The organism is Acetobacter sp. DsW_059 (genome assembly GCF_002153695.1).
In the GTDB taxonomy this organism is placed as follows: Bacteria; Pseudomonadota; Alphaproteobacteria; order Acetobacterales; family Acetobacteraceae; genus Acetobacter; species Acetobacter thailandicus.
Genome location: NZ_JOPI01000063.1, coordinates 1 through 1,288 on the forward strand (window position 1 = coordinate 1; position 1,288 = coordinate 1,288).

General features: G+C 50.4%; 2 protein-coding genes. Both read left to right on the forward strand.

Annotation, left to right across the window (positions count from 1 at the left end):
• The coding region (odhB, locus tag HK25_RS11565) for a 2-oxoglutarate dehydrogenase complex dihydrolipoyllysine-residue succinyltransferase (RefSeq protein WP_143295999.1) at positions 1-1,106 on the forward strand (1,106 nt) is incomplete at its 5' end.
• 67 nt (positions 1,107-1,173) lie between these two features.
• Positions 1,174-1,288, forward strand: a 115-nt coding sequence (locus HK25_RS11570; RefSeq protein WP_143295985.1) for a biotin/lipoyl-containing protein, incomplete at its 3' end; no start/stop codon positions are given.

The following is a 1,288-nucleotide window of genomic DNA, read 5'->3' on the forward strand; positions in this document are numbered from 1 at the left end:
ACGAGGGTATAGTTGAGCTTGAAACCGATAAGGTCAGCGTTGAAGTGCCTGCTCCGGCTGATGGCTGTCTTGAAAGCCACGTCGTAAAAGAAGGCGACGAGGTTGAAGTCGGTGCGGTACTGGCCCTGTTTGAAAAAGGTAAAGCCGGTGGTGCGGCTCCGGCCAAAGCGGCCTCTGCGCCAGCTCCGGTCGCTGCTGAAAAAGCACCGCAGCCAGTAGCAGCAGGGGCACCATTTGCACTGCCGGCAGCCCAGAAACTTATGACCGAAAATAATCTGAGCGCAAATCAGGTTGGTCAGGGTTCAGGCCTTGGTGGTCGTATTACAAAAGGTGACGTGCTTGGGTTCCTGTCTCAGCCACCTGTTAACCAGCAGCAGGCAGCACCTCGTCCCCCACGTAAAGATGACCCGCGTGAAGAACGTGTAAAAATGACGCGCCTGCGTCGCACCATTGCACGTCGCCTTAAAGATGCGCAGAATACAGCAGCTATGCTGACAACCTTTAATGAGGTTGACCTGTCAGCTGCTATGGAACTGCGTAAGGAATATCAGGACTTTTTTGTTAAAAAGCATGGCGTAAAGCTGGGCTTTATGTCCATTTTCTCTCGTGCCGTGATTGCGGCCCTGAAAGAGTTCCCTGCTATTAACGCAGAAATTGATGGTGAAGACGTCATTTACCGTGATTTCGTGAACCTGGGTATTGCTGTTGGCGGGCCTAACGGTCTTGTCGTCCCGGTTATTCGCGATGCGGATAAAATGAGCTTTGCTCAGATTGAAAAAACCATTGCAGGTTATGGCAAAGCAGCCCGTGAAGGGACGCTGAAGATCGATGATCTGTCAGGTGGTACTTTCTCTATCACCAATGGTGGTATTTACGGTTCACTGCTTTCAACACCTATTCTTAACTCGCCGCAGTCAGGTATTCTGGGTATGCACGCAATCCAGGAGCGTCCGGTTGCTGTGAATGGTCAGGTTGTGATCCGTCCGATGATGTATACAGCTCTGTCTTACGACCATCGTATTGTTGATGGTAAAGAGGCTGTCAGCTTCCTGGTGCGTATCAAACAAAATGTTGAAGATCCGCGCCGCCTTCTTATTGACGTCTGATCGTCTGTGATCGGCAGGGTTCAGCCCTGCCGATTTTTTTTGTGAATGAATAAGAAAGGCAAAATTTATGCCAGTTGAAATTAAAGTTCCTGCCCTTGGTGAGAGTGTTACGACCGCTACTGTTGGTAAATGGCTGAAGCAGCCAGGTGAAGCGGTTAAGGCTGACGAGGGTATAGTTGAGC